Genomic DNA, 256 nt, shown 5'->3' with positions numbered 1-256 from the left:
GTCCCCCCTGCAGTACCATCGGCGCTGTAAGGCTTAGCTTCCGGGTTCGGAATGTAACCGGGCGTTTCCCTCACGCTATGACCACCGAAACACTATGAAACACTCAACCGCACCACACCCCTGTGGCCAGACACAGGTGTGGGGTTGTTCGTGGTTTCAGAACCAACACAGTGGACGCGAGCAACTGAGGACAAGCCCTCGGCCTATTAGTACCAGTCAGCTTCACCCCTTACAGGGCTTCCACATCTGGCCTATC

The 256-nt window shown here is 56.6% G+C and carries 1 rRNA gene; it reads right to left on the bottom strand.

What is annotated here, in order from left to right:
• Positions 1–89: ribosomal RNA gene (gene rrf / locus KUF83_RS16535) — 5S ribosomal RNA — on the bottom strand; the annotation flags it as partial.
• Positions 90–256 lie beyond the last annotated feature (167 nt).

Source organism: Streptomyces sp. BV286, assembly GCF_019090165.1.
Taxonomy (GTDB): Bacteria; Actinomycetota; Actinomycetes; order Streptomycetales; family Streptomycetaceae; genus Streptomyces.
This window is presented reverse-complemented; position numbering and strand designations above follow the sequence as displayed.